This window comes from Micrococcus sp. 093350064-1 (assembly GCF_053627955.1).
The window spans coordinates 40,427-60,436 of sequence record NZ_JBSEYU010000003.1 but is presented as its reverse complement, the minus strand read 5'-3'; the positions used below and the strand labels follow the sequence as shown (position 1 = coordinate 60,436).

The window sequence follows — 20,010 nt, the reverse complement described above, 5'->3', positions numbered from 1 at the left end:
TTCGTCCGCGTCCTGCGTGGGCGGGGTCCATGCTACGCGAGCAGTTCCGCGAGGAACCGGCCCGTGTGGCTCTCCGCGACGTGTGCGACCTCCTCCGGCGTGCCCGCGGCCACGATCGTGCCGCCCCCGGAGCCGCCCTCGGGGCCGAGGTCGATCACGTGGTCGGCACTCTTGATCACGTCGAGGTTGTGCTCGATGGTGAGCACCGTGTTGCCCTTGTCCACGAGGGACTGGAGCACGTGCAGGAGCTTGCGGATGTCGTCGAAGTGCAGCCCCGTGGTCGGCTCGTCCAGCACGTAGATGGTGCGGCCGTTGGAGCGCTTCTGGAGCTCGGCCGCCAGCTTCACGCGCTGGGCCTCGCCGCCCGAGAGCGTGGTGGCGGGCTGGCCCAGGCGGACGTAGCCCAGACCGACGTCGACGAGCGTGTCCAGGTACCGCGAGATGCGGGTGTACGCGCTGAAGAAGTCCGCGGCCTCCTCGATCGGCATGTCGAGGACCTCGGCGATGTTCTTGCCCTTGTAGGTGACCTCGAGCGTCTCCCGGTTGTACCGGGCCCCGTGGCACACCTCGCACGGCACGTAGACGTCCGGCAGGAAGTTCATCTCGATCTTCAGCGTGCCGTCCCCCGCGCACGCCTCGCAGCGCCCGCCCTTGATGTTGAAGGAGAACCGGCCCTGCTGGTAGCCCCGGACCTTCGCCTCGGGGGTCTCTGCGAAGAGCTTGCGGATCGCGTCGAACACGCCGGTGTAGGTGGCGGGGTTGGAGCGCGGCGTGCGCCCGATGGGGCTCTGGTCCACGTGGACCACCTTGTCCAGGTGCTCGAGCCCCTCCACGGACCGGTGCCGGCCGGGCACGAGCTTGGCGCCGTTGAGCCGGTTGGCCAGGACCTTGTAGAGGATCTCGTTGATCAGCGTGGACTTGCCCGAGCCGGACACACCCGTCACGGCCGTGAGGACCCCGAGCGGGACCTCCACCGAGACGTCCTTCAGGTTGTTCTCCTGGGCGCCGCGGACCGTCAGCACGCGCCCCTTCTCCGGGACGCGACGCCGCTCCGGCACCGCGATGGAGCGGCGCCCGGAGAGGTAGTCGCCGGTGACGGACCGCGTGTTCGCCTTGAGATCCGCCAGGGAGCCCGAGTGCACGACCTCGCCCCCGTGCTCGCCCGCGCGAGGACCGATGTCCACGATCCAGTCCGCCTCGGCGATCGTGTCCTCGTCGTGCTCGACGACGATGAGGGTGTTGCCGAGGTCCCGCAGGCGCAGGAGGGTCTCGATGAGGCGGCGGTTGTCCCGCTGGTGCAGGCCGATGGACGGCTCGTCGAGCACGTAGAGGACGCCGACCAGCCCGGAGCCGATCTGCGTGGCCAGGCGGATGCGCTGGGCCTCGCCTCCAGAGAGGGTGCCGGCCGGCCGCTCCAGGTTGAGGTACTCCAGGCCGACGTCCAGCAGGAACGCCAGCCGGGCCAGGATCTCCTTGAGCACCTGGTCCGCGATCTGCCGCTCCCGGTCCGTCAGCCGCAGCCCCGAGAAGAACTCCATGGCCTCCCGCATGGGCAGGCGGGTGGCGTCCGCGATGGACAGGCCGCCCACGAGCACGTTCAGGACCGTGGGGTTGAGGCGGGCCCCGTGGCACGCCGGGCACGGGATCTCCCGCATGAACGACTCGTAGCGCTCGCGGGCGCCGTCCGACTCGGTCTCCCCGTGCTTGCGCATCACGTAGGGGATGACGCCCTCGAAGCCCGTGGTGTAGCGGCGCTCGCGGCCGAACCGGTTGCGGAACGTCACCTCCACCTTGAAGTCCTTGCCGTGCAGGACGGCGTCGCGCTCCGCCTCCGTCAGGTCCTTCCACGGGGTGTCCAGGGAGAAGCCCATCTCCTTGCCCAGCCCGCCGAGCACGCGCAGCCAGTAGTCCGAGGTGGACTTGCCGAGCGACCACGGCACGACGGCGCCCTCGCGCAGGGACAGCTCGTCGTTGGCGACGACGAGGTCCGGGTCCACCTGCAGACGGGAGCCGATGCCGGTGCACTCGGGGCACGCGCCGAACGGGTTGTTGAAGGAGAACGAGCGCGGCTCGATCTCGTCCACGGTCTGCTCGTGCCCGTTGGGGCAGGAGAGCTTCTCGGAGAACGAGCGGTACCGGGGGTTGCCCTCGGCGTCCCGCCCGCCGAACTCCGCGGTGTTCTTCCTGCCCTTCTCGGCGACCGGCTCCACGTCCACGAACTCGGCCACGACGAGGCCGTCCGCCAGCTTCAGGGCGGTCTCCACCGAGTCGGTGAGGCGCTGGCGGATGCCCTCCTTCATGGCGAGGCGGTCCACGACGACGGCGATGGTGTGCTTGACCTGCTTCTTCAGCACGGGCGGGTCCGAGAGCTGGACGGTCTCCCCGTCCACGACGGCGCGGGCGAAGCCCTGCGTGGACAGGTCCTTGAACAGGTCCACGAACTCGCCCTTGCGGCCGCGGACCACGGGCGCGAGCACCTGGAAGCGGGTGCGCTCGGGCAGCTCCTCGAGCTGGTCCACGATCTGCTGCGGGGTCTGCCGGCTCACCGGCTCGCCGCACTGCGGGCAGTGCGGCACCCCGACACGCGCCCAGAGCAGGCGCATGTAGTCGTAGATCTCGGTGATGGTCCCCACCGTGGAGCGCGGGTTGCGGTTGGTCGACTTCTGGTCGATGGACACGGCCGGGGACAGGCCCTCGATGAAGTCCACGTCCGGCTTGTCCACCCGGCCCAGGAACATGCGGGCGTAGGAGGAGAGCGACTCGACGTAGCGTCGCTGGCCCTCGGCGAAGATCGTGTCGAAGGCCAGGGAGGACTTGCCCGAGCCGGACAGACCCGTGAACACGACCATGGCGTCCCGCGGGAAGCTGACGTCCACGTCCTTCAGGTTGTGCTCGCGGGCGCCCTGGACGACGATGCGGTCCCGCTCGCCCGAGCGCGCGCCGCCGGGGCCGGAGGCGAGGCCGCCGGGGTGGGCCTCGACGGCGGAGGAGACGGTGGTGGAGGAGTTCTTGGGCACGCGGCCAGCATAGGGGCGGGTACGGACACGACACCGGGGTCTCGCCTGTGGGCGAACCCACCGCGGGCCGGGCCCGCCCTGGCGCCTCACCGCCCCGTCCGTACACTGTTGCGCATGCCCGAGACCGCCCGGAACCGCCTCCTGCACGATCTGCCCGCCGTCACGGTGCGCACCTGCTCCGTGTCGGAGATGGACAACAACGTGTACCTGCTCACCTCCAAGACCACGGGGGCGCAGGTGCTGATCGACGCCGCCGCCGAGGCCGAGGCCATCCGCGACCTCATCGCCTCGGCCGCGGACGACACCCCGTGCGAGCCGCGCCTCGAGATGATCGTCACCACGCATCGACACTGGGACCACGTGCGCGCGTTGCCGGCGCTGGCCTCCCTGACCGGGGCCCGCACGGCGGCCGGCGAGGACGACGCCGACGCGATCGCCGAGGCCACGGGGGTCGCCCCCGACGTGCGCCTGCGCCACGGGGACACCGTGGGGGCGGACGGGCTCCGGCTCGAGGTGGTGGCCCTGCGCGGCCACACGCCCGGGTCCATCGCGCTGGTGTGCCGCCCCGAGGCGGACGAGCCGGCCGTGCTCTTCACCGGCGACTCCCTCTTCCCGGGCGGGGTGGGCAACACCGAGGGCGACGACGGCCGGTTCCGTCAGCTGTTCACGGACGTGAGCGATCGGATCTTCGACGCGTTCGACGACGACGTGGTGGTCCACCCCGGCCACGGCGCCTCCACGACCCTGGGCGCCGAGCGCCCCCACCTGCCGGAGTGGGCCGAGCGCGGCTGGTGACGGTGCGCCCGGGCGGTCCCGGGCCCAGCGTCAGGCCGGCTTCTGCCCCGCCATGAACAGGCGCCGGGCCGGGAAGATCGTGACCGGGCCGCCGTCGTCGGCCGTGACACCGGGCACCGGCGGGTACGCCTCGCGCATGGCGGCGCGGTACCGGTCCACGAACGCCTCGAGCAGCCCGGCGCCCTCGGCGGCGCCCTCCTCGGCGTCCCAGCGGGCCAGGGCCTGCAGGCTCGGTCGCAGGGCCGCGCCGGAGGTCCACCGGAACACCGGGTCCTCGCCCGTCAGCACCTGCTGGTACTCCGTCTCCCAGACGACCGGGGACCACCCCGCCTCGAGGAACAGCCGCGTGTACTCCTCGGGCGGCGCCACGGTGCGGGTCGTCGCCACCCCGTGCAGCGGCTCGGAGAAGGCCGGGTCCTCCGCCAGCGCCACGATCGCCGCGTGGGAGGGCTGCTCGTAGGGCCGCGGGATCTGCGCCGCGAACCACGCCCCCGGCGTGAGGTCCCCGAGCCAGCGCCGGATCAGGCGACGGTGCGTCGGGATCCACTGGAGCATCGCGTTGGACACCACGACGTCCGTCGCCCCCGACGGGCGCCACTGCGAGGCGTCGACCGCCTCGAAGCGCAGGTTGGCGGGGGCGCCCGTGCGGGCCGCCTGCTCCCGGGCCCGCTCCAGCATGGCGGGCGAGTCGTCCAGACCGATCACCTCGGCGTCCGGCCAGCGCTCGGCCAGCGTCCGGGTCAGGGTCCCCGGGCCGCAGCCCAGGTCCACCACGACGCGCGGGGCCTCGGCGCGCACGCGCCCCACCAGGTCGTGGAAGGGGCGGGCGCGGTGTTCGGCGAAGCCCTCGTACTGCGCGGGATCCCAGGTGAACCCCCCGCCCTGTCGGCCGGTCACGTCCCCCACGACGGCGTCGGTGTCCGGGTGCGGGCTCTCGGGCGCGATCTGACTCATGGCGGCACCGTATCGCGCGGAGCGGCCGATACCCTGGGGGCGATGACTTCTGCCGCCACGAACCCGCCCTCGCTGACCGACCGCATCGACGCGCTCCCGCCGGCCCCGGACGCCGACGACGTCTTCGGGGCCTTCGCGGCCTGGACCGAGGACCGCGGGATCTCGCTCTACCCCGCCCAGGAGGAGGCCGCCCTCGAGCTGGTCCAGGGCCGGCACGTGATCCTGGCGACGCCCACCGGCTCCGGCAAGTCCCTGGTGGCGCTGGCCGCGCACGCCGACGCGCTCGCCCACGACGCCGTCTCCTACTACACGGCGCCGATCAAGGCGCTCGTCTCGGAGAAGTTCTTCGCGCTGGTGGACGTGTTCGGCGCGGAGAACGTGGGCATGGTCACGGGTGACTCCACCGTCAACGGTGACGCGCCGATCATCTGCTGCACGGCCGAGATCCTCGCCAACCGCGCGCTGCGCGAGGGCTCGGGCATGGAGATCGGCACCGTGGTGATGGACGAGTTCCACTACTACGCGGACCCCTCCCGCGGCTGGGCCTGGCAGGTGCCCCTCCTCGAGCTGCCGCAGGCCCGGTTCCTGCTGATGTCGGCCACCCTCGGCGACACGACCCGCCTCGAGGCGGACCTGACCGAGCGCACCGGGCGCGAGGTCGCCGTCGTCGCCCACGCGCAGCGCCCCATCCCGCTGACGTTCGAGTGGTCCGAGGTGCCGCTGCAGGAGAAGATCGAGGAGCTCGTGGGCACCCACCAGGCACCGGTGTACATCGTGCACTTCTCGCAGCTGGACGCCGTGGAGACGGCCCAGGGTCTGTCCTCGATCTCGGTGACGTCCAGGGAGGAGAAGGAGGCGATCGCCGCGCGGATCGCCGGCTTCCGCTTCTCCGCGGGCTTCGGGCACACCCTGAACCGCCTCGTCCGGGCGGGCATCGGCGTGCACCACGCGGGCATGCTGCCCAAGTACCGCCGCCTCGTGGAGAAGCTGGCCCAGGACGGGCTGCTCAAGGTCATCTGCGGCACGGACACGCTGGGCGTCGGGATCAACGTGCCGATCCGCACCGTGCTGCTCACCGCGCTCTCCAAGTTCGACGGCGAGAAGACCCGCCTGCTCCAGGCCCGCGAGTTCCACCAGATCGCCGGCCGGGCGGGCCGGGCCGGCTTCGACACCTCCGGCACCGTGGTGGTCCAGGCCCCCGAGCACGTGATCGAGAACAAGGCGGCCGAGCGCAAGGCCGCGGCGAAGTTCGCGAACGTCAAGGACGAGGCCGAGCGGGCCAAGCGCATGAAGCAGTCCGTGAAGTCCGGCAAGCGCAAGACCCCGCCGGCCGGCTTCGTCTCGTGGGGGCCGGCGACGTTCGAGCGCCTCGTCTCCGCCGAGCCGGAGCCGCTGGTCTCCCGCATGCGGATCACGCACTCCATGCTGCTGAACATCCTCGACCGGCCCGGCGACCCGGTGATCGCGGTCCGGCGCCTGCTGCGCGGCACCCACGAGACCCCGGCCCGCCAGGCGGTGCTCATGCGCCGCGCGCTCGGGATCTTCCGGGAGCTGCTGGCCACGGGCGTCGTCGAGCGTCTGCCCGAGCCGGACGCCGAGGGCCGCACCGTGGACCTCACGGTGGACCTGCAGCCGGACTTCGCGCTCAACCAGCCGCTCTCCCCCTTCGCCCTCGCCGCGCTCGACCTGCTGGACCCGGCCGATCCCGACCACGCGCTCGACGTGGTCTCCGTGATCGAGGCGACCCTCGACCCGCCGCGCCAGGTGCTCTCCGCCCAGGTCAAGCACGCCAAGGGCGAGGCCGTGGCCGCCATGAAGGCCGAGGGCATGGACTACAACGACCGCATGCGGGCCCTCGACGAGATCACCCACCCGCGGCCGCTGGCCGAGCTCCTCGAGCAGCAGTTCGAGCTCTACCGGCAGGACGCCCCGTGGCTCGCGGAGTTCGAGCTGACCCCCAAGTCCGTGGTGCGCGACATGTTCGAGCGGGCCATGGGCTTCGGCGACTACGTGCGGTTCTACGGGATCGCCCGGTCCGAGGGCGTGCTGCTGCGCTACCTCACGGACGCGGTCAAGGCGCTGCGCCACACGGTGCCCGAAGCGGCCCGCACCGAGGAGCTCCAGGTGCTGCTGGACTGGCTGGACGAGATGGTGAAGCAGACCGACTCGTCCCTCCTGGAGGAGTGGGAGGACCTGGTGGCCGGGGACATCGACGAGCTGCGCCGGGACATGGAGGCGCTCGAGCCGCCGGTGCCGCCTCGCCTGACGGACAACGAGCCCGTGTTCCGGGTGATGGTCCGCAACGCGATGTTCCAGCGGGTGCGCCTGTTCGGCGACGAGCGGGACGAGGCGCTCGCGCGCCTGTCCGGCGACCTGTCCGCCGACGACTGGGCCGACGCCCTCGACGCCTACTTCGACGACCACGAGGACATCGACGACGGCCCCGCCGCGCGTGGCCCCGAGCTGTTCCGCGTGACCGCGGCCCCCGACGTCGCCGCCCCGCTGGAGCTGGCCGGCCCGCGCTGGTGGGCGGTGCGGCAGATCCTGAAGGACCCCGACGGGGACCTGGACCACGGGATCAACGCCGTGGTCGACCTGGACGCCTCCGACGAGGCGGGCCACCCCGTGATCCGGGTGGTCTCCGTGGGCGCGCCCGAGTCCGGGTGGGGCCTGTGAGCGCCGGGGACGCCCGGGCGGCAGGACGGCCCGTGGCGGGCGACCCGCGCGGCTTCGCCCCGCTCGAGCCGGCCCGCCACCGCGTGGGCGAGCGCACCGAGCTCTACGACGGCACCGTCACGGTGGACCACTGGTTCACGGTGCCGATCGACCACGCGCTGGGCCTCGCCGAAGCCGAGGCGCAGGACGCGGCGGGCACCGGCGTCGGGCCGCACCGGCGCGGCACGTTGACCGTCTTCGCCCGGGAGATCCGGGCGAAGGACGACCCCGGGGGCGAGCGTCCCTGGGCCCTGTACCTCCAGGGCGGCCCCGGCAGTGCCGGGCCCCGCCCGGCGCGCCTGAGCGGCTGGCTCGGCGCGCTGGCCGAGAGCCACCGCGTGCTGCTGCTGGACCAGCGCGGCACGGGGCGCTCGACCCCGGCCACCGTGGCGACCCTGACCGCCCCGGGCGCCTTCGCCACGGACGAGGCCCGCGCCGAGCACCTGGTGCACCTGCGGGCGCCCTCGATCGTGCGGGACGCCGAGATGCTGCGCCTCGCCCTCGGCGCCGGGCCGTGGACCACGCTGGGCCAGAGCTTCGGCGGGTTCTGCACGCTGAGCTACCTCTCCTTCCACCCCGAGGGCCTGCAGCGCAGCCTGGTGACCGGCGGCCTCGCCCCGCTCACCGGCCACGCCGACCGGGTCTACCGGGCCACCTACGCCCGGATGCGGGCCCGCGCCGAGGAGTTCTTCGACCGGCACCCGGCCGACCGCGACGCGTGGGCGGAGGCCGTGGGGCTGATCCGCGCCGCCGAGGACGCGGGCGCCCCGATCCCCCTGCCCGGCGGCGGGCCGCTCACCGTGGGACGGGCCCAGGCCCTGGGCATGCTGCTGGGCGGCAACACCCGCGTGGACCGCCTGCACTGGGTCCTCGCCGAGGCCGTGGACCGCACCGGGCCCGCGCCGCGCCTGTCCGAGACGTTCCTGGCCGCCGTCGCCGACCAGGACGACCGCCTCGTCAACCCGCTCTACACCGTGCTGCACGAGGCGATCTACGCGCAGCCGGCGGACCTGGCCGGCGGCCGGGCGGACACCGGCTGGTCGGCGTCCCGGATGCTCGCCGAGCACCCGGACTTCGACCCGGAGGCGACCACGGTCCCGCTGCCCACGGGCGAACACGTCATGCCCTGGTCCGTCGAGGTCGACCCCCGGCTGCGGCCCCTGGCCGGCACGGCGCGGCTGCTCGCCGAGCGCACGCAGTGGGGCCCGCTCTACGACGTGGCCTCCCTGGCGCAGAACACCGTCCCCGTGGCCGCCGCCGTCTACGCGGACGACGTGTACGTGGACCGGGACCTCTCGATCGAGACCGCGCGGCGCGTCCGCGGCCTGCGGGTGTGGGAGACCGGCGCCTTCCACCACGACGGCATCGCCGACGACGGGCCGGCGATCCTCGACCGGCTCCTGGCGATGACCGCGCCGGACGGCGCCGGGACGACGACGGCCCCCGACCCGGTCGACTGACCGGCCCGGGGGCCCGGGCGCCGGCGGAGGGCTCCCCCGGCGCCGTGATCGGCTCAGACGGTGGGCCCGTCCTGCCGCACGATCTGCTCGGAGACCCCGCGCGCGTCGTCGTCACGGGGATCGGCGAGCCGGGTCTCGTGGGCCGTGCGGATGATGGCCGACCACGCGTCCTTGTGCTCGAGCAGCTGGTCGCGCCAGCGCTGGTCCACGGCCTCGGCCCGGGCCGTCCAGCGATCCATCAGGGCGGCGGCGCGCTCGCGCTCGGCCGGGTCGGCGTCCTCGGGCAGCTTCGAGTACCGGTACGAGTACTTCTCGGCGTTCTGCAGCGCCCGCAGGGCCTGGCCCTTCGGCGAGGCCAGGGAGATCGCCACGGTGATCGCCAGGATCACGACGACGACCACGAGGGACAGCGTCGTGGGGATCTCGACGACGGGCACGTTCTCGCCGCCGTTGATGAACGGCAGGTTGTTCTCGTGCAGGGCGTGCAGGATCAGCTTCACGCCGATGAACGCCAGCAGCGCGGAGAGCCCGTAGGCCAGGTAGACGAGGCGGTCGAGCAGGCCGTCGATCAGGAAGTACAGCTGGCGCAGGCCCATGAGCGAGAACGCCGTGGCGGTGAAGACGATGTACGCCTCCTGGGTCACGCCGAAGATCGCGGGGATGGAGTCGAAGGCGAAGAGGATGTCCGTGGCGCCGATCGCGATCATCACGAGGAGCATCGGCGTCATGAGGCGCTTGCCGTCCACCGTCGTGAAGAGGCGGTCGCCGTCGAACTGCTCGGAGGCGGGCAGGAACCGCTTGACCAGGCGGACCATCACGTTGTCCGCCTCGTCCTGGGCGCCCTCGGCGTCGCCGGACATCTCGCCCTTGAGCTGGCCGCCGGCGATGATCAGCAGGAACAGGCCGAAGAGGTAGAACACGTCGGACCACGCGGCGATGACGGCGGCGCCCAGCAGGATGAACAGGGTGCGCGAGATCAGCGCGAAGGTGATGCCGAACAGGAGCACCTTCTGCTGGTACTCGCGCGGCACCCGAAAGCTGGCCATGATGACCAGGAAGACGAACAGGTTGTCGACGCTGAGCGCCTTCTCCAGCAGGTAGCCGGTGTAGTACTCGACCGCGTGCTGGGTGTCGCCGAAGGCGAAGAACACGAGGCCGAAGACGAGCGCGAGGCCGACGTAGACGCCGGACCAGATCGCGGCCTCCCGGATCGACGGCGTGTGCGCCTTGCGGACATGGGCGAAGTAGTCGAACGCGAGGAGCCCGACGATCAGCGCGATCGTCAAGCCCCAGGTCAGGCCGTTGATTTCCACGGGTCACCTCTCGGCGTCAGGGGTCAGGACGGTGCCGCAAGTCTCTCCGCCCGCCGCGACCGCGGCCCGGGCCCCTGTGTCCGGCCGGCGGCGCGCTCTCGGCGGCCGCGGCGTGCTGACGTCCACAGTGTTCGGGATACTCCCCTACGTCGCCGGTCAGTCTACCCGGTCGCACGACGACGCCCCGACCCGCGGCGGGCGGAGCGGGGCGTCGTCGGGCCCGCTGGCGCAGGCCCATGAGGGCGAAGATATTGGCGGTCAGGACGATGAACCAGTTCTGGGTGAGGCCGAAGATCGCCGGGATGGAGTCCACCGCGAACATCACGTCCGTCAGGCCGATCGTGATGAACACGACCACCATGGGGGTGAACATGCGCCGGCCGTCCACGGTGGTGCGCAGTCGGTTGCCGTCGTAGTCCGGCGCCACGTTGAGGCGGCGGGTCAGGCGGGCCACGACGCCCGGCTCGGACTCCTCGTCCCCGCCGTCGTCCTTGAGCTGCTGCCAGGCGGTCCAGAGCAGGAAGGCGCCGAAGATGTAGAACTCCCACGTCAGGTGCTCGATGGCGACGGCGCCGACCGCGATGAACACCGCGCGGGCGATCAGCGCGATGATGATGCCCACCATCAGCACCTCCTGCTGGTAGCGGCGGGGCACCTGGAACGTGGCCATGATGATGAGGAACACGAACAGGTCGTCCACGCTGAGGCTGTACTCGGTGACCCAGCCGGCGAGGAACTCGGTGCCGTGCTGCGCATCGCCCAGGGCGAAGAGCAGCCCCGCGAAGAGCAGCCCCGCGAAGACCAGCGCCAGCGCCACGTAGAACCCGATCCACAGGCCGGCCTCCTTCATGGAGGGCTCGTGGGGGCGGCGCGCGACGTACAGCAGGTCGAGCAGGAGGATGACGCCGAGGACCACAAGGGTCGTGGTCTCGAAGGCGGGACAGAGCACGTCCTTGGAGGGGTTCCTTTCGTGGGGGCCGCGCCAGTCTAGACGGGTGCGGCCCCGCGCGCGGATGCGGGTGGGCCCGGTCTCAGGCTGCGCCGGGGGCGGTCAAGCCGAGGGCGAGCCAGACGACGACGGCGCCGGCGGCGGCCAGGCCCCAGCTGGCGAGGGAGCCGATGAGGAACTCCTCCGCGCGCGAGCCGGCTCCGCGGTCCGCCGAGATCTCCGGGAAGCGCACGATGCCCTTGGCCGCCATCAGGGCCGCGATCACCGGATAGGCCTGCGCGAGCCCCAGCACGACCATGAGCAGCCGCTCCATGGTCCCGATGTAGCGGCCGCCGCGCAGGCCGTCGGCCGCGGCGTCCCCCGCCTCCTCGTCGCCCCCGTCGGCGAGCCGGCCCGCCAGGGCGAGGACCGCGCGGGTGACCCGGTTGCCGGTCTCGGTCAGCGCCACCGCCACCGCCAGCAGCGTGAGGGCCGGGGGCGCGGAGCGCAGGCCCGCGGGCGCCAGGGTCGACTCGAGCACGGCCACGAGGCCGACCGCGGCCACCACCGCGACCACCCCGAGCGGCCGGTCCGGGTGCAGCCACGTCCAGCCCATCAGCAGGCCGAGGGCCACCAGGCCGCCGCCCACCGCGACGGCCACGCCGGTCGGCGCCAGGACAGCCACCAGCACCGCGGCGAGGGCGGCGGCCACGGCCGCGCCGGCCCGGGCCAGCCACCGCCGCCGGGGGGCGGGCCAGGCGCCCGGCAGGACGGCGTCGAGCAGGTCGTGCAGCCCCAGGGCGAGCAGTGCGAGGGCGGTCACGGCGCGACCTCCGTCGCCGCGGCGGCGAGCTCGTCGTCCAGCTCGAGCAGCCGGTCGATCCCGGACCGCGCGACGGCCTGCGACACCGCGGACTGCGTGATCCGCTCCGCCCGTGCGGCCTCCGCCTGGGTCGCCCCGCCCAGCAGGGCGGCGGCGATCCGGCGTTCGCGGGCCTTGAGCCGACCGAGGACGTGGTCGCGCAGCAGGACGAGCCCGTCCACGGCGGCGGTGAGGGACGGGTCCGCGGCACGGAAGGCGGTCGCGGCGCCGGCGGCCCGCTCGTGGGCGCGCTCGACGGCCTCGCGGGCCCGATACCAGGCCGTGCCGTCCTCGATGCCGTCTCCGCCGGCGTCCAGGGCCCGCCGCTGCCCCAGGCCGATCCCGAAGCGCAGGTCGAGGCCCGGGGGCAGGGCGAGCGTGACGCGGACGGTCAGCCGGAGCGCGTCCGGCCAGGTGCGGTGCAGCGCCTGGAACTCGTCGCCGACGCTGGCCCAGGCGGGGCGCAGCGGCGGGACGTCCTGTTCCGCGGCCGCGAAGGCGGCCAGGATCTGCTCCTGCGCGCGCTCCCGGTCCGGGAGGGCGCGGGAGCCGACGATGTCCGCGATCACGGCCGCGACCGGGGGTGCTGCGCTCATGGCGTCACACTATCACTGATATGACGACATTCATCAGTGTTTTCATAACACCCTGGGTCGGCATCATGCCGGGTGGTCACTGCTCCCGCTTCATCTGCCGCAGCTCCTTCTTGAGCTCGCCGACCTCGTCGCGCAGGCGGGCGGCGAGCTCGAACTGCAGGTCCGCCGCCGCCTGGTGCATCTGCTTCGACATCTGCTCGATCAGATCGGCCAGGTCCTTGGCGGGCAGCGACGCCGGGTCCACCGCCGGAGCCTCGGTGCCCTCCCCTGTGGTCGCGTCCCGGTCCAGCGAGCTGAGGCCTCGGTGGCCCATGCCGAAGTCGAACCCGGACTTCACGCCGCCCATGCCCTTGAGGAAGTCGGCGGTGTCCGCGTCCTCCCGGGCCAGCTGGTCCGTGATGTCCGCGATGCGCTTGCGCAGCGGCTGGGGGTCGATCCCGTGCTCCTCGTTGTACGCGATCTGCACGGCCCGGCGCCGCTCGGTCTCGTCGATCGCCCGCCGCATGGAGTCCGTGACGTTGTCGGCGTACATGTGGACCTCGCCGGAGACGTTGCGGGCGGCGCGGCCGATGGTCTGGATGAGGGAGGTGGTGGAGCGCAGGAAGCCCTCCTTGTCCGCGTCCAGGATCGCCACGAGCGAGACCTCGGGCAGGTCCAGGCCCTCGCGCAGCAGGTTGATGCCCACCAGCACGTCGAAGGTGCCCTTGCGCAGCTCCCGCAGCAGCTCCACGCGGCGCAGCGTGTCCACATCCGAGTGGAGGTACTCGACCTTCACCCCCGCCTCGAGCAGGTAGTCCGTGAGGTCCTCGGCCATGCGCTTGGTCAGCGTGGTCACCAGGACGCGCTCGTCCTTGGCCGTGCGCACCCGGATCTGCTCGAGCAGGTCGTCGATCTGGCCCTCGGTCGGCTTGACCACCACCTGCGGGTCCACCAGCCCGGTGGGCCGGATGATCTGCTCGACGTAGCCGTCCGCCTGGCCGAGCTCGTAGGCGCCCGGCGTCGCGGAGAGGTACACGGTCTGCCCGATCCGTTCGAGGAACTCATCCCACTTCAGCGGGCGGTTGTCCATGGCCGAGGGCAGGCGGAAGCCGTGCTCCACGAGGGTGCGCTTGCGGGACATGTCCCCCTCGTACATCGCGCCGATCTGCGGGATGGTCACGTGGGACTCGTCCACCACGAGCAGGAAGTCGTCCGGGAAGTAGTCCAGCAGGCAGTGCGGGGCGGAGCCGGCGGGACGGCCGTCGATGTGGCGCGAGTAGTTCTCGATGCCGTTGCAGTAGCCCATCTGCTGCATCATCTCGAGGTCGTACGTGGTGCGCATGCGCAGCCGCTGCGCCTCGAGGAGCCTGTCCTGGGACTCCAGCTCCTGCAGCCGCTCCCGCAGCTCGTCCTCGATGGTGGTGATCGCCCGGCCCATGCGCTCGTCGCCGGCCACGTAGTGCGAGGCCGGGAAGATGTACATCTCCTCCTCCTCGCGCACCACCTGGCCGGTGAGCGGGTGCAGGGTCTGGATGGACTCGATCTCGTCCCCGAAGAACTCGATGCGCACCGCGAGCTCCTCGTACATGGGGATGATCTCCACGGTGTCCCCCCGCACCCGGAAGGTGCCGCGGTGGAAGTCGACGTCGTTGCGCACGTACTGCATCTGCACGAACCGCCGCAGGAGCACGTCCCGGTCCATCTCCGCACCGCGGCGCAGGGTGACCATCTGCTCGATGTACTCCTCGGGCGTGCCGAGGCCGTAGATGCAGGAGACGGTGGCCACCACGATCACGTCCCGCCGGGTCAGCAGCGCGTTCGTGGCCGAGTGGCGCAGCCGCTCGACCTCCTCGTTGATGGAGGAGTCCTTCTCGATGAAGGTGTCCGTCTGCGGGACGTACGCCTCGGGCTGGTAGTAGTCGTAGTAGGAGACGAAGTACTCGACCGCGTTGTTGGGCAGCAGCTCCCGGAACTCGTTGGCCAGCTGCGCCGCGAGCGTCTTGTTCTGCACCATCACCAGCGTGGGCCGCTGGAGGCGCTCGACGAGCCACGCCGTCGTCGCCGACTTGCCCGTGCCGGTGGCGCCCATCAGGACGACGTCCTTCTCCCCCGCCTCCACGCGCTCGGCGAGCTCGGCGATGGCCTTCGGCTGGTCACCGGAGGGCTGGTAGGGGGAGATGACCTCGAACGGGGCGACGACGCGGTTGATCTTCTGGGCCAGGCTCATGGCAGAACCCTACGTCGCGCCCCGGACACCCCGGCGGTCAGTCCGCCGAGGGCTCAGCCGCGCCGGGGGCGAGGAACCGGTCCCACACCTGGTTCGCCACGGACGCGAGCCGCTCGAGGTCGGCGTCGTTGACGATGACCACGTCCGCGACGGCGCGCCGCTGCTCGTCCGTGGCCTGGGCCGCGATCCGCGCCTCGGCGTCCGCGCGGCTCATGCCGCGGTCCTCCACCATCCGGCGCAGGCGCTCCTCGAGCGGGGCCTCCACCACGATCACGAGGTCGAACGCGTCCGCCTGCCCGGTCTCCACCAGCAGCGGCACGTCCTGGACCACGACGGCGTCCGGCCCGGCCTCGGCGACGATGCGCCGGGCCGCAGCCCGGATCCGGGGGTGCACTATGCGGTTCAGGCGCTGTCGGGCGCCCTCGTCCCCGAAGACGATGCGGGCCATCTCGACGCGGTCGAGCTCACCGTCCGCGGTGACGACGCGGTCCCCGAACTCGTCCTGGACGGCGGCCAGCCCGTCGGTGCCCTTCTCGAGGACCAGCCGGGCGAGGGCGTCCGAGTCCACCAGGAGCGCGCCACGCTCCTGCAGGACACGGGCCACCGCGGACTTGCCGGCGGCGATCCCGCCGGTCAGGCCCACATGGACGCGCGGCCGTTCGGCCACCGGGTCGGTCTCGGTCATACGCGCTCTCCTCGGGCGGCCTCGAGCTGAGGCTGGATCTTGGCCTCCCAGTATGCCCGGACGGCCTCCTGCAGGTCCTCGAGCGAGCCGTCGTTCTCGATCACGGTGTCCGCGATCTCGGCCCGCTCCTCGTCCGCCGCCTCCTCGTCGATGAAGGCCCAGGCCCGCTCGCGGGTCATGTCGTGGGACTCCATGAGCCGGGCGACGCGCACCTCGGCGGGAGCGGAGACGGCCAGCACCTGGTCGAAGTCCTGTCCGGAGCCGGTCTCGGCCAGCAGGGCCAGGTCGACCACCAGCACGGAGTCCTCGCCGATCTCGCGGGCCCGGCGGTTCGCCTCGTCGCGCACCGCCGGGGAGACGATCTCGTACATGCGCGTCCGGGCGGTCGAGCTCTCGGTGGTGAGCCGGTTGAGGGTGCGCGCGTCCAGGGTGCCGTCCGCGCGGACGATGTCCTCGCCGAAGACCGAGCGGAGCTCCTCGAGCACGGGGTTGCCGGGCACGAGGATCTCCCCCATCAGGTCGTCGAACTCCACGACGACGGCGCCCAGCCGCTCGAGCTCCGCGCCGACCTCGGTGCGGCCCGCGGCGATGCCGCCGGTCAGGCCGACGGTGACGAGGGCCTTGGCCGCGTCGATGCGCTGCTGGTGCCACGTCTTCGGGGTGTGCGTGTCGTTCTCCGGCTCGGTGCCGACCTCGAACTCGGGGCGGATCACGAAGTCCGAGACGTCCACGCCGTCCTCGGTGGCGCGGCGGCGGTACTCCTCGACCGGCAGCACCTGCTTCCACTGGCGGGTCCGCATGGGCCGCGCGGCACCCGCGTCCTCGCGCAGGGCCTGCAGCAGCAGTGCGGCCTGCGTGACGGTGATGAGCAGGATGGGCAGGCCGATCACGATGATGACCTCCTGCAGCGCCGCCAGGCCGTTCTCGCCCGCGGTGAGGATGATGGCCGCGCAGACCGCGCCGATGGACACGGCCCAGAACACGGACTGGCGGCGGGGCGCGGCATCCTCGTGGCCATTGGCCATCGCGTCCATCACGAGCGCGCCCGAGTCGATCGAGGTGATGAAGAACAGCGTGATGACCACGAGCGCCACGACCGCGGCCACCGTGTAGAGCGGCGTGCCCTGCAGGTGCTGGAACAGGGCGGCCTGGACGTTGCCGTCGGTGACGATCGTCTGCGTGAGGTCACCGCCCTGGCCCGGCGCCGGCGCGGTGGCGCGGTCCGACTGGAACGCGGAGTAGCCGTAGATGCCCATCCAGATGATGACGAACGCCGTGGGCAGGCCGAGGCCGGCCATGATGAAGGAGCGGATGGTGCGGCCGCGTGAGATGCGGGCGAAGAACATCCCCACGAAGGGCGCCCACGTCACGGTCCAGGCCCAGTAGAAGACGGTCCAGTCACCGGACCACTGGCCCGAGTTGTACGTGTCGTTGTAGGTGGAGAGCACGGGCAGCATGGAGGCGTACTCGCCGATCGCCTGCACGGTGCCGCGGATGACGTCCATGCTGGAGACGGCCCACATCAGGACGTACACGAGCAGGGCGATCGCCAGCAGGATGTTGGCGTAGGACAGCCGCTTGACGCCCTTGTCCATGCCGACCAGCACGGAGGCCGTGCCCACGGCGGTGACGACGGCCAGGATGAGCGCCTGGACCCAGCCGGCCACGGGGGTGCCCAGCACGTAGTTCATGCCCGCGTTGATCTGCAGGGCGCCCAGGCCCACGGACACGCCGAGGCCGAACACGGTGGAGACCACGGCGATGATGTCGATCGTCTTGCCGATGGGGCCGTGGATGCGATCGCCGAGGAGGGGCTGGAAGGCGGAGGACACGCGCGGGGGCAGCTTGCGCTTGTACGTGAAGTAGCCGAAGCACAGGCCCGGGACGAGCAGGATCGCCCACATGTGGATGCCGAAGTGGAAGTTCGCGATCGCCATGGCCTCCGAGGCCGCGCGGTCGGAGAACGGCTCCGTCCCCGCCATGGGCGGGTTGGCGTAGTGGTTCATCGGCTCCGCGATGCCCCAGAACATCAGCACCGCGCCGACGCCGGCGGCGAACATCATGCCGAACCAGGTCAGGCCGGAGTACTCCGGCACCGCGTCGTCGTCGCCGAGCTTGACCCGGCCGTACCGGGTCACGGCGAGGATGAACAGGAACGCCACCAGCAGGGTCAGGCTGAGGGTGTAGATCCAGCCGACGTCGTAGCGCAGCCAGCTCGAGACCACGCCGAAGGCCGCCTGGACCGGGCCAGGGAACAGGCCCATCGCGGCGGTGAAGAGCACGACCGCGGCGGCCGAGCCGAAGAAGATCGCCGGACTCGTGCGGAGCCCCAACGTGTCGTGCAGGCGAGTGAGCGGGGAAGTCATGAGTCTCCCGGGACAGGGTCGTGGGAGGCCCGCGGCGGCACGCGTGCTCGCTCACCGGTGGGCCGGTGCCGGGTGGCACGGTCCCCCACTGTACCGAAGCTCACGTCCGGGCTCGACGGCGTTCGCGTCCACGGCCAGCCCCTAGGGTGGGGACATGCCCGATCCCGCCCCCGCCCCGACCGTGCGCTGCACGGTCCTGCCGGCGTCCGCCCGCGACCCCGACGGCTGGCTGGAACGGGAGGTGGAGATCCGCCGCAGCCGCTTCCTCACCTACCTCGGGCGCGTCGAGGACGAGGCGCAGGCCCGCGAGATGGTCGCCGTCCTGCGGCGCCGGCACCACGACGCGCGGCACGTGTGCAGCGCGTTCGTCCTCGGCCCCGCCCGGGACCGGATGCGCTCCAGCGACGACGGCGAGCCCGCCGGCACCGCCGGCGTCCCCATGCTCGAGGCCCTCCTCCAACGCGAGACCGCGCCGGGCCGGACCGACCTGACGGACGTGTGCGCCGTCGTCGTGCGCTGGTTCGGGGGGATCAAGCTGGGCGCCGGGGGCCTGGTGCGCGCCTACTCGGACTCGGTGTCCGGGGCACTCGACGCCGCCCCGCTGCGCACCCGCTCCCGGCTGGCCCTGCTCGCGGTGGAGGCGCCCCACACCGACGCCGGCCGGTGGGAGAACGAGCTGCGCGCGGCGGGCGTGTCCGTGCTGGAGGCGAGCTACGGCGCCGCGGCGGTCCGCCTGACGGTCGGCGTGCCGGACACCGAGGAGGCCCGCGCGGCGTTCGCGGAGCGGCTCGCGGACGTCACGGCTGGCGCGGGGCATGCGGAACGGATCGGAGAGGACTGGGTGGACCATGAGTGAACCGCTGCCCCGGGGGGTCACCCCCGATGTCGCCCACGGCGGGCTGCCGGACGACCTCACCGCGGGCGTGGACTTCGCGGCGCTGGATCGGTGGCCGCTGCCGCCCGAGCCCGACCGCCAGGCCCACGACGCGGCGGACCTGCTCCTGCTCGACACCCTGGCCGGGTGGATCGCGAGCGGGCACGTCCCCGGCCCGGTGGCCGTCCTGGAGGACCGACACGGCGCCCTGACCCTGCCCCTGCTCACGGCCGGCCACGACGTGCGGGTCCACCAGGACGACGCCTCCGCCGAGCGCTCGCTGGACGCGAACCTCGCCGCGTGGCGCGCCGCCGGTCGCCTCGGCGGGGAGGCGGGCGAGCTCGAGCGAACGGCCACGCCCGAGGACGCGGCCCGGGGAGCCCGGACGGTCCTGCTGCCGCTGCCCCGCTCGCTCGACGAGCTCGACCGGCTGTCCCGGATCGCGGCGGGCGCGGCCGACCCCGGCGTGGTTCTGCTGGCCGGCGGCCGCGACAAGCACATGAGTCCGCGCATGAACGGGGTGCTCGGCGCGGCGTTCGAGGACGTCGTCACCGGACGGGGACGCCGCAAGGCGCGCGTGCTCACGGCCCGGGGCCCGCGTCCCGACGTGACCCCCCGGCCGCCGGAGGAGGCCGACCGCGACGTCCCCGGCGTGGGGAGCCTGCATCTGGTGGCCCACGCCGGCGCCTTCGGTGGTGCCGCCGCCGACCCGGGCTCCCGTCTGCTGCTCGCCTCGCTCGCCGACGACCCGCGCCCGCCCGGGCGCGTCGTGGACCTGGGCTGCGGCAACGGGCTGCTCTCGGTCGGGGCGGCGCGGCTGTGGCCGCACGTCACCGTGCTGGCCACCGACCAGTCCGCCGTGGCGGTGGCCTCGACGCTGGCCACGGCCCGCGCGAACCGCGTGGCGGACCGCGTCCGGGCCGTGCGCGACGACGCCCTGGCCACGTGGCCGGACGGGACGGAGGAGTGCGTGCTCCTGAATCCCCCGTTCCACGACGGCAACGCCGTGGACCCCTCCGTGGCCCACCGGCTGGTGGCGGCCGCGGCGCGGGTGCTGGAGCCGGGCGGCCGGCTGTGGTGCGTCTGGAACTCGCACCTGCGGTACCGGCCGGTGCTGGAGGACCTCGTCGGGCCGACCCGGCAGACGGCGCGCGACCGCACGTTCACCGTGACGGTCTCCGAGCGCCGCTGAGCGCGGCCGCCGGGTCCCGTCCGCTCCCCCGCGGCCAGTCCCCCGGG

At 72.7% G+C, this 20,010-nt stretch carries 14 protein-coding genes; 5 read left to right on the top strand and 9 right to left on the bottom strand.

What is annotated here, in order from left to right:
• Positions 1–32: 32 nt before the first annotated feature.
• Entirely contained in the window at positions 33–3,017 is a 2,985-nt protein-coding gene (gene uvrA / locus ACUW6W_RS04170) for an excinuclease ABC subunit UvrA (protein WP_036315307.1), read from the bottom strand.
• A 114-nt stretch (positions 3,018–3,131) separates the two neighbouring features.
• On the opposite strand from uvrA, the gene ACUW6W_RS04165 reads away from it, so the two are divergent.
• Positions 3,132–3,812, top strand: coding sequence for an MBL fold metallo-hydrolase (locus ACUW6W_RS04165; protein WP_036315309.1), 681 nt, complete (start codon positions 3,132–3,134; stop codon positions 3,810–3,812).
• Between the two features lie 30 nt (positions 3,813–3,842).
• On the opposite strand, the gene ACUW6W_RS04160 is transcribed toward ACUW6W_RS04165, so the two are convergent.
• Positions 3,843–4,766: a methyltransferase domain-containing protein gene (locus ACUW6W_RS04160; protein ID WP_036382741.1), complete on the bottom strand. Its 924-nt coding sequence runs from the start codon at positions 4,764–4,766 to the stop codon at positions 3,843–3,845.
• A gap of 42 nt (positions 4,767–4,808) precedes the next feature.
• Between ACUW6W_RS04160 and ACUW6W_RS04155 the strand changes: the two genes are divergently transcribed.
• Positions 4,809–7,442 carry a DEAD/DEAH box helicase gene (locus ACUW6W_RS04155; protein WP_454179845.1) on the top strand — a complete coding sequence of 878 codons (2,634 nt, stop codon included), beginning with the start codon at positions 4,809–4,811 and terminating at the stop codon, positions 7,440–7,442.
• Between the two features lie 32 nt (positions 7,443–7,474).
• Positions 7,475–8,941 carry an alpha/beta fold hydrolase gene (locus ACUW6W_RS04150; RefSeq protein ID WP_049147869.1) on the top strand — a complete coding sequence of 489 codons (1,467 nt, stop codon included), beginning with the start codon at positions 7,475–7,477 and terminating at the stop codon, positions 8,939–8,941.
• A gap of 53 nt (positions 8,942–8,994) precedes the next feature.
• Here ACUW6W_RS04150 and ACUW6W_RS04145 read toward each other — a convergent pair whose 3' ends face one another.
• The 7 genes from ACUW6W_RS04145 to coaE (ACUW6W_RS04115) all read right to left on the bottom strand — a co-directional run bounded on the left by ACUW6W_RS04145 (position 8,995) and on the right by coaE (ACUW6W_RS04115) (position 17,897).
• Positions 8,995–10,254 carry a TerC family protein gene (locus tag ACUW6W_RS04145; RefSeq protein WP_049147868.1) on the bottom strand — a complete coding sequence of 420 codons (1,260 nt, stop codon included), beginning with the start codon at positions 10,252–10,254 and terminating at the stop codon, positions 8,995–8,997.
• A gap of 16 nt (positions 10,255–10,270) precedes the next feature.
• Entirely contained in the window at positions 10,271–11,203 is a 933-nt protein-coding gene (locus ACUW6W_RS04140) for a TerC/Alx family metal homeostasis membrane protein (RefSeq protein ID WP_049147867.1), read from the bottom strand.
• Between the two features lie 82 nt (positions 11,204–11,285).
• On the bottom strand, positions 11,286–12,005 hold the full coding sequence (locus ACUW6W_RS04135; protein ID WP_049147866.1) for a hypothetical protein: 720 nt from the start codon (positions 12,003–12,005) through the stop codon (positions 11,286–11,288).
• Positions 12,002–12,640 (bottom strand): SatD family protein, encoded by a 639-nt coding sequence (locus ACUW6W_RS04130; RefSeq protein WP_041102708.1) that lies wholly within the window; start codon positions 12,638–12,640, stop codon positions 12,002–12,004. The genes ACUW6W_RS04135 and ACUW6W_RS04130 overlap by 4 nt, the downstream gene beginning before the upstream one ends.
• Before the next feature lie 76 nt (positions 12,641–12,716).
• A complete protein-coding gene (uvrB, locus tag ACUW6W_RS04125; protein WP_041102707.1) occupies positions 12,717–14,846 on the bottom strand; it encodes an excinuclease ABC subunit UvrB in 2,130 nt (709 codons plus the stop codon).
• A gap of 37 nt (positions 14,847–14,883) precedes the next feature.
• Positions 14,884–15,531 carry a dephospho-CoA kinase gene (coaE, locus tag ACUW6W_RS04120; RefSeq protein WP_041102706.1) on the bottom strand — a complete coding sequence of 216 codons (648 nt, stop codon included), beginning with the start codon at positions 15,529–15,531 and terminating at the stop codon, positions 14,884–14,886.
• Entirely contained in the window at positions 15,528–17,897 is a 2,370-nt protein-coding gene (gene coaE / locus ACUW6W_RS04115; protein ID WP_041102705.1) for a dephospho-CoA kinase, read from the bottom strand. The genes coaE (ACUW6W_RS04120) and coaE (ACUW6W_RS04115) overlap by 4 nt, the downstream gene beginning before the upstream one ends.
• 154 nt (positions 17,898–18,051) lie before the next feature.
• Here coaE (ACUW6W_RS04115) and ACUW6W_RS04110 point away from each other — a divergent pair, with 154 nt between their 5' ends.
• The gene (locus tag ACUW6W_RS04110; protein ID WP_127445868.1) at positions 18,052–18,753 is read left to right on the top strand and encodes an IMPACT family protein; all 702 of its coding nucleotides are present in this window, start codon (positions 18,052–18,054) and stop codon (positions 18,751–18,753) included.
• Positions 18,746–19,963, top strand: coding sequence for a class I SAM-dependent methyltransferase (locus tag ACUW6W_RS04105; protein ID WP_230277976.1), 1,218 nt, complete (start codon positions 18,746–18,748; stop codon positions 19,961–19,963). Before ACUW6W_RS04110 ends, ACUW6W_RS04105 begins: the two co-directional genes overlap by 8 nt.
• Positions 19,964–20,010: the final 47 nt, after the last annotated feature.